The 7,924-nt window shown below is 66.4% G+C and carries 7 protein-coding genes and 1 pseudogene; 2 read left to right on the top strand and 6 right to left on the bottom strand.

From position 1 onward, the window contains the following. Positions 1-123: pseudogene (locus tag AB4Y43_RS12770) on the top strand (glutathione peroxidase); the annotation flags it as partial. A 24-nt stretch (positions 124-147) separates the two neighbouring features. Here AB4Y43_RS12770 and cls read toward each other — a convergent pair. The 6 genes from cls to dapC all read right to left on the bottom strand — a co-directional run bounded on the left by cls (position 148) and on the right by dapC (position 6,451). Continuing rightward, positions 148-1,590 (bottom strand): cardiolipin synthase, encoded by a 1,443-nt coding sequence (gene cls, locus AB4Y43_RS12765; protein ID WP_342945842.1) that lies wholly within the window; start codon positions 1,588-1,590, stop codon positions 148-150. Positions 1,591-1,757: 167 nt separating this feature from the next. Then, the gene (gene prmB / locus AB4Y43_RS12760) at positions 1,758-2,654 is read right to left on the bottom strand and encodes a 50S ribosomal protein L3 N(5)-glutamine methyltransferase (protein WP_342945841.1); all 897 of its coding nucleotides are present in this window, start codon (positions 2,652-2,654) and stop codon (positions 1,758-1,760) included. A gap of 33 nt (positions 2,655-2,687) precedes the next feature. Beyond that, a complete protein-coding gene (gene dapE / locus AB4Y43_RS12755) occupies positions 2,688-3,827 on the bottom strand; it encodes a succinyl-diaminopimelate desuccinylase (RefSeq protein ID WP_069265608.1) in 1,140 nt (379 codons plus the stop codon). A 125-nt stretch (positions 3,828-3,952) separates the two neighbouring features. Further along, a complete protein-coding gene (locus AB4Y43_RS12750; protein WP_028204073.1) occupies positions 3,953-4,318 on the bottom strand; it encodes an ArsC family reductase in 366 nt (121 codons plus the stop codon). Then, positions 4,318-5,145 carry a 2,3,4,5-tetrahydropyridine-2,6-dicarboxylate N-succinyltransferase gene (gene dapD / locus AB4Y43_RS12745; protein ID WP_069265609.1) on the bottom strand — a complete coding sequence of 276 codons (828 nt, stop codon included), beginning with the start codon at positions 5,143-5,145 and terminating at the stop codon, positions 4,318-4,320. The genes AB4Y43_RS12750 and dapD overlap by 1 nt, the downstream gene beginning before the upstream one ends. 82 nt (positions 5,146-5,227) lie before the next feature. Next, positions 5,228-6,451, bottom strand: a complete 1,224-nt coding sequence (gene dapC / locus AB4Y43_RS12740) for a succinyldiaminopimelate transaminase (protein WP_342945840.1) — start codon at positions 6,449-6,451, stop codon at positions 5,228-5,230. A 311-nt stretch (positions 6,452-6,762) separates the two neighbouring features. On the opposite strand from dapC, the gene AB4Y43_RS12735 reads away from it, so the two are divergent. Continuing rightward, entirely contained in the window at positions 6,763-7,866 is a 1,104-nt protein-coding gene (locus tag AB4Y43_RS12735; protein WP_368727935.1) for a DMT family transporter, read from the top strand. The last annotated feature ends 58 nt before the right edge of the window (positions 7,867-7,924 follow it).

Genomic DNA, 7,924 nt, shown 5'->3' with positions numbered 1-7,924 from the left:
CTCGGCGGCATCAAGTGGAATTTCACGAAGTTCCTGGTCGACCGCAACGGCGATGTGGTGAAGCGCTATGCGCCGATGACGAAACCCGAGGCGATTGCAGCGGACATCGAAAAGCAGCTCTGAGCGCAGCCTGGCGGCGCAGGCGCGCTAGAGAATCGGCGCGAAGAGCCGCGCGAGATGCATCGTGATCTTGCGCCACGCGGGCGCGTCGCGGTATTCGCTGCGATCGATCTCGAACGCCTCGTCGAAATCGCGCAGCAGCATCGCTTCGACTTCGGCCGCGAAGCCGCGATGCACGGTCAGCACCATGATCTCGAAGTTCAGGCGAAACGACCGGTTATCCAGATTCGCGCTGCCGATCGCCGCAGCCACGTCGTCGATCAGCACGACCTTCTGGTGCAGGAAGCCCGGCTTGTAGCGAAAGATGCGGATGCCCGCGCGTACCGCATCGAAGGCGTACAGCATCGACGCCTCGAAGACCACGTAATGGTCGCGCCGGCTCGGGATCATGATGCGCACGTCCACGCCGCGCAGGGCCGCGAGGCGCAGGGCCGAAAACACGGCTTCGTCGGGCACGAGATAGGGCGTCGTGATCCACAGGCGTTTTTTCGCGGCATTGATCGCCTCGACGAAGAAGAGCGAGCAGGTCTCCTGGCGGTCGGCCGGCCCCGTGGGCAGAACGAGGCAGTACATGTCGTCGCCGTCCCGCGGCACGACCGTGGGCGGCTCGCAGCCGGGCAACTGCTGGGTGGCCCAGTACCAGTCCTCGGTGAAGGCGAACTGCACGTTGGCGACCGCCGGTCCGCGCAGTTCGATATGCGTGTCGCGCCACGGAGAAAGGCGCGTGTTCGCGCCCAGGTATTCGATGCCCACGTTGTGGCCGCCCACGAATGCGTGCTGGCCGTCCACCACGACGATCTTGCGGTGGTTGCGGAAATTGAGCTGGAAGCGATTCACGAAGTGACGTTTCGTCGAGAACGGGTGCACTTCCACGCCGCCGTCCTGCAACTCGTGCACGTAACTGGCGGGCAGGTCGAACGAGCCGATGCTGTCGTAGAGGAAGTACACGCGTACGCCGCGTTTCGTGCAGTCGAGCAGCACATCCTTGAGCATGTCGCCGAGCGCGTCGGCGCGCACGATGAAGAACTGCACGATCACGTAGTGCCGGGCTTGCTCGATCGCATCGAAGATGGCGGAGAAGGTCGCTTCGCCATTCACGAGCGTGCGCACGGCGTTGCCCGGCACGAGCGGCATCCCGCCCAGGCGCGCGAACGTGCGGATCACGCGTACGCCCAGCTCGTCGGCAGGCCATTCGCCCGCGCGGACGAGCTTGTCCCAGTCGGGCGCGTGAGCGCGTGAGCGCAAGGTTTCGTTGCGCAGCCGCCGCGCGTCCGCATAGCCCGCGAACTTGCTGCGGCCAAGAAAGAGATACGGGACGAGCGTGAGGTAGGGCATCGTCGCGAGAGAGACGGCCCAGGCAATCGCGCCTTGCGAGGTGCGCGTGTTGAGGATGGCGTGGCACGCTGCGATCAGTCCGAGCAAATGGATGATCGCGAGCAGCGTGCCGAGATGTGACCAGTCGAATCGCATAGATGCGTGGGACGCTCCTTCAGCCGGACGCAGGACCGGCCCGCGCCGGGAAGCGCACGGCCGGAGGGCTCAATCTTACCGAACCCGCTGCGATGACGGCGAGCGCCCCGGTCCTGCGCGCGGCGAGGCACGGCGCACAGGCGCCGCGGCTCTTTCGCACAGGACGATCAGACCGGCAGATCGCAGGCCTGGATCAGGAAGACCTGGTCGTCGCCGGCGCTCGTCGAGAGCCAGACGAGATCGAGGCCGCCGAACGCCGCTTCCACGTTCTCGCGTTCGTTGCCAATTTCGATCACCAGCACACCGTCGTCGGTGAGCCAGTTGCGTGCGTCCTTGACGATGCGGCGCACGATGTCCATGCCGTCCGCGCCGCCCGCGAGCGCCAGTTCCGGCTCGTGGCGGTATTCGGGCGGCAGCGCCTGCATCGAGTCGGCGTTCACGTACGGCGGGTTGGTGATGATCACGTCGTAGCGGCGCTCGGGCAGCGGCGCGTACAGGTCGCCTTCGAAGAGGGCGATGCGCTCGTCGAGATCGTGTTCGTGCACGTTGCGCCGCGCCACTTCGAGGGCGGGTGCGGACAGATCGACCGCATCGATGTCGGCGTTCGGAAACGCGTGCGCCGCGAGAATCGCAAGGCTCGCCGAGCCGGTGCATAGCTCCAGCACCGCCGTGACTTGTTCGGGATCTTCCACGTAGGGCTGCAGGCCGTCTGCGAGCAGCTCGCCAATGAACGAGCGCGGCACGATGACGCGCTCATCCACGTAGAAGCGCAGGCCGTGCATCCACGCTTCCTGCGTGATGTAGGCCGCGGGGACGCGGTCGGTCGCGCGGCGCTCGATCACGCCGAGCACCTTGTCGATTTCCTCGCTCGTGAGGCGCGCGTCGAGAAACGGGTCGAGCAGGTCGAGCGGCAAATGCAGCGTGTGCAGGATCAGGTACGCGGCTTCGTCGTAGGCGTTGTTCGAGCCGTGGCCGAACGCGAGTTGCGCGGCCGAAAAGCGCGAGACACCGTAGCGCAGCAGGTCGCGAACGGTGGCAAAGGTAGCGGCGAGCGGATGGGTCATGTTCTGGACTCCAGAGCGTGTTCGGTGGGCCGGTCAGGCGATCAGCTGTTCGAGCACGCGGCGATAGACGTTCTTGAGCGGATCGATGAATTTCACTTCGATATGCTCATCGATCTTGTGGATGCTGGCGTTCGGCGGCCCGAACTCCACGACTTGCTCGCACATGCGGGCGATGAAGCGGCCATCGGATGTGCCACCTGTGGTCGAAAGCTCGGTCGTGACGCCGGTTTCGTCGTGGATCGCTTTTTCGAGCGCATTCGAGAGCGCGCCGCGCGGCGTGAGAAAGGGCAGGCCGCTCACGCTCCAGTGCAGGTCGTATTCGAGGCCGTGCTTGTCGAGGATCGCGTGGACGCGCTTTTGCAGGCCTTCCACCGTGCTCGCGGTCGAGAAGCGGAAGTTGAACATCACATCAGCGTGGCCCGGAATCACGTTGCTCGCGCCGGTGCCGCTGTGCATGTTCGACACCTGCCACGTGGTGGGCGGGAAGTACTCGTTGCCGTCGTCCCACTTTTCGGCGACGAGTTCGGCGAGCGCGGGCGCCAGCAGATGCACCGGGTTCTTCGCGAGATGCGGATAGGCGATATGCCCCTGCACACCCTTCACGACGAGCTTGCCCGACATCGAGCCGCGGCGGCCGTTCTTCACGCAGTCGCCGAGCGTATGCGTCGAAGTCGGCTCGCCCACGATGCAGTAATCCATTTTCTCGCCGCGCGCCTGCAGCGCCTCGACGACCTTCACGGTCCCGTCGGTGGCCGGGCCTTCTTCATCGCTCGTGATGAGGAACGCGATGGCGCCGCGATGCTGCGGATGCGTCGCCACGAACTCTTCGCTCGCCACCACGAAGGCCGCGAGCGAAGTCTTCATGTCGGCGGCGCCGCGGCCGTAGAGGATGCCGTCGCGATGCGAGGGCTGGAACGGCGGCGAACTCCATTGCTCGATGGGGCCGGTGGGCACGACGTCGGTGTGGCCTGCGAAGGCGAGCAGCGGGCCTTGCGCGCCCGCAGTGCCGCGCTTGACGGCCCACAGGTTGGTCACGCCGTTGGATTCGATCGTTTCGCACGCGAAGCCGAGCGCACCAAGGCGTTCGGTCATGATGCGCTGGCAGTGCTGGTCGTCGGGCGTGACGGACGCGCGCGCGATCAGGGCTTCGGTAAGGGCGAGGGTGGCGGACATAAAAAGACCACTTTCAATAAAAATGCCGGCGCCGCTGATGGAGCAGGGGCCGGCAACAACGTGTCATGACCATGTGCGCCCAAGCTGCCATCAAGCAGTTCAGACGCACCGGTCTCATGCGGCGCTCAAGCGAACAGCTCCGCATACTGGTCGGCGGAAAAGCCGAGCGTCTTTACGCGGCCGTTCACCACGACGACGGGCCGCTTGATGATCGACGGCTTGTGGATCATCAGCGCGATCGCGCCGGCGGTCGTGTCGGCTTCGGCCTTGTGCACGTCCGACAGGCCGCGCCAGGTCGTGCCGCGCTTGTTGATCAGCTGATCGAGCGACACGTCCTTGAGCCAGTCCTGGACGAGCGCATTCGAGACGCCAGCTTTCTTGAAGTCGTGAAACTCGAACTCGACGCCATGCTCTTCGAGCCACACACGGGCCTTCTTCACGGTGTCGCAGTTCGGAATGCCGTAGACGACGGTCTTGGCGGACTTCGCCATCAGTCGCCTCGCAGCAGCTCGTTCAGGCCGACCTTGGCGCGCGTCTTGGCGTCGACCTTCTTGACGATCACGGCGCAGTACAGGCTGTGCGAGCCGTCCTTCGAGGGCAGGTTGCCCGCGACCACGACCGAGCCTGCCGGGATGCGGCCGTACGAGACTTCGCCGGTTTCGCGATCGTAAATCTTGGTCGACTGGCCAAGGTAGACGCCCATCGAGATGACCGAGTTCTCTTCGACGATCACGCCTTCCACGACTTCCGAGCGCGCGCCGATGAAGCAGTTGTCTTCGATGATGACCGGGTTGGCCTGCAGCGGCTCCAGCACGCCGCCGATGCCGACGCCGCCCGAAAGGTGCACGTTCTTGCCGATCTGCGCGCACGAACCGACCGTGGCCCACGTATCGACCATCGTGCCTTCGTCGACATAGGCGCCGATGTTGGTGTACGACGGCATCAGCACGACGTTCTTCGCGATGAACGAGCCGCGGCGCGCGATGGCCGGCGGCACGACGCGAAAGCCGCCGGCGGCGAAGTCTTCGGCCGTGTAGTTGGCGAACTTCGAGGGCACCTTGTCGTAGAACTGGCTGTAGCCGCCCGCGGGCATCGGTGCGTTGTCTTCCAGGCGGAACGACAGCAGCACGGCCTTCTTCACCCATTGGTTGACGACCCAGTCGCCGTCCTTCTTCTCGGCGCAGCGCAGCGCGCCTTTGTCCAGCTCGGCGATGACATGGGCGACGGCTTCGCGCACGTCGTTCGGAGCCGACCTGGGCGAGAAGTCGGCGCGGTTTTCCCAGGCGGTGTCGATGATCTGCTGAAGTTGTTGCGACATGGTGGTGATTTCGTGAGATTGATGGTTGAAAGCGGTGTTGCGCGCCGCAAGGGGCGGGACCGCGGCGCGCACGAAAAAGGCTTTACGGTTTGAGCGAGCGGCAGAACTCGACGATGCGCTGCGCGCCTTCGATGCACTCCTCGACGTCGGCGACGAGCGCCATGCGCACGAAGTCTTTACCCGGATTCGTGCCATGCGCCTCGCGCGCGAGGAACGAGCCGGGCAGAACCGTCACATTATAGTCGGCGTAGAGACGCTGGGCGAACGCGGTGTCCGCGAGGCCGGTGCGCGCGACGTTGGCCCAGAGGTAGAACGCGGCGTCGGGCAATTTCACGTCGAGCACGTCGGCGAGCATGGGTGTGACGGTCGAGAACTTCTTCACGTATTTCGCGCGGTTTTCGCGGACGTGCGCCTCGTCGCCCCATGCCGCGATGCTGGCGGATTGCCAGACCGGCGACAGTGCCGCGCCGTGATAGGTGCGGTACAGCAGGAACTGCTTGAGGATGGCGGCGTCCCCGGCGACGAACCCCGAGCGCATGCCCGGCGCGTTCGAGCGCTTCGAAAGGCTCGACAGCATGACGAGGCGCTCGAAGCCGCGGCCCAGCTTGTGCGCCGCTTCGAGACCGCCGAGCGGCGGCGTGGCCTCGTCGAAGTAGATCTCCGAGTAGCACTCGTCCGAGGCGATCACGAAGCCGTAGCGGTCGGAGAGCGCGAACAGCTCGCGCCAGTCGTCGAGCGTGATCACGGCACCCGTGGGATTGCCGGGCGAGCACACGTACAGCAGCTGCGTGCGCGCCCAGACTTCTTCGGGAACCTGCGAATAGTCGCAGGCGAAGTTGCGGGCCGGATCGCTATTTACGAAGTACGGCTCGCCGCCGCCGAGCAGCGCGGCGCCTTCGTAGATCTGGTAGAAAGGGTTCGGGCAGAGTACGATCGCCCGCTTTGCGGGGTCTTTCACGCCCGCTGTCGGGTCGACCACGGCCTGCGCGAGCGCGAACAGCGCCTCGCGCGAGCCGGACACAGGCAGGATTTCCGTGTTCGCATCGATGGCCGGCAGCCCGTAGCGCGCCTTCACCCAGTTCGCAATCGACTCGCGCAGCGCCGGGGTGCCCGCCGTGGCCGGGTACGACGAGAGGCCGTCGAGCGAAGCGACGATGGCGTCGCGGATCAGCGCCGGCGTGGGGTGTTTCGGCTCGCCGATCCCGAAGCTGATGTGGCGCAGGCCGGCGTTCGGCGTGATGTCCTTGAAGAGCACGCGCAGCTTTTCGAAGGGATAGGACTGAAGGGTATCGAGTAGCGGATTCACTTGGGGCTGGACAGGCGTGGGCGAAAGACGGATGGCATGGCGCGCAGGATTCGGGTGGCCACTGCGGGCCGGCGAGCCGGTTGCACCGCGCTCGGCGTACAAACACCGATGAACGGCGCGGCCTTGCGGCTGCAAGCGGTCGATTATAGCGTGGCGCCGCTGCTGCTGCGGGCGCCGGCCGGATCCCGCCCTGGCGCGGCCGGTGCCTGCCGGGCGACGAAATAAAGGAAAAGCATGAAAGCTTCGAACGACGTTTCGAACCAAGGCGCAGGCGCTGCGAACGCGCGGCCGGGCCAAGGGCAGCGCAAGCCATGAGCCAGAGCACGGGCTTGCGCGCCGCCTGGCCGACGCTCGCCATCATGATTGGCGCGTCCGTCTGGGGTTTTGTCTGGTATCCGCTGCGCATGCTGGCGGCCGCCGGGCTCACCGGTACGGCCTCGAGCGCGGCAACGAGCGCGGCCGGCTGTCTCTTCGTGCTGGTGCTGCGCTGGCGCTCGCTCGCGAGCGTGCGCTGGCACTGGGTGCTGCCGATGCTCGGACTCGCCGCGGGCGTGACCAACGTCGGGTTCGTGTGGGGCGCAATCCACGGCGAAGTGATGCGCGTGCTGCTGCTCTTTTATCTGACCCCGGCGTGGACGGCGATCTTCGCGCACTTCATCCTGCACGAGCGCCTGAACTGGGCGGGCGGCGCGCTGGCGGCGCTCTCGCTGCTGGGGGCGGTGCTGATGCTCTGGTCGCCGCGGCTCGGCGTGCCGCTGCCCGCCAACGCGGCCGAATGGGCCGGTCTCATCGGCGGCATGGGTTTCGCGATGAGCAACGTGCTCGTCGTAAAGACGAGCCGCGTGCTGCCGCACATGAAGCCCGAGATGCGCACGGCCGTGATCTTCGCGGGCGCGGCGCTGTTCGGCTTGCTGACCTCCTGTTTCGAGCCGATGTCGGCCGCACCGGCGCGCGAGCATCTCGCACGCGTCGTGCTGCTCGTGCTCGCGCTCGGCATCGTGCTCGGCAGCAACAACATGCTCGTCCAGTACGGGCTCGCCCGCGTGCCGGCAAACCGCGCCTCGATCATCATGCTGTTCGAGATCGTCGTGACGGCGCTCACGTCGTGGCTCTTCGCCGGCGAGACGCCGGGCCCGCGCGAATGGGCGGGCGGCGCCTGCATCGTGCTGGCTTCCCTGTTGTCGAGCTGGGTGCACCGGGCGCAGGATGCGCGCAAGGGCGGCGCGCACGCGAGCGCCGATGCGAGCGTCATGACCCACGCCGACGCCAGCCGCACCGATGACGCGGACGACGCCGACGGCAGCGGCCCCGGCGGCGATGATGGCAACGGCGGCGGCAATGGCGATGGCAGCGCAGGCGGCGGAACGGGCCCAGGGCCTTCCCGCGCGCGGAATGGCGCGCGTGCGATGGTATGATTGCCGCTGATTCCCGCCGGCCGCACGCGTGCATGCGCGTTCGTACGGCGAGCCGTGG

The sequence above is a fragment of the Paraburkholderia sp. BR10872 genome (genome assembly GCF_040965835.1).
Taxonomy (GTDB): domain Bacteria; phylum Pseudomonadota; class Gammaproteobacteria; order Burkholderiales; family Burkholderiaceae; genus Paraburkholderia; species Paraburkholderia nodosa_A.
Note: the sequence above shows the minus strand (reverse complement) of the source record. Positions and strands in the feature narration are given on the sequence as shown.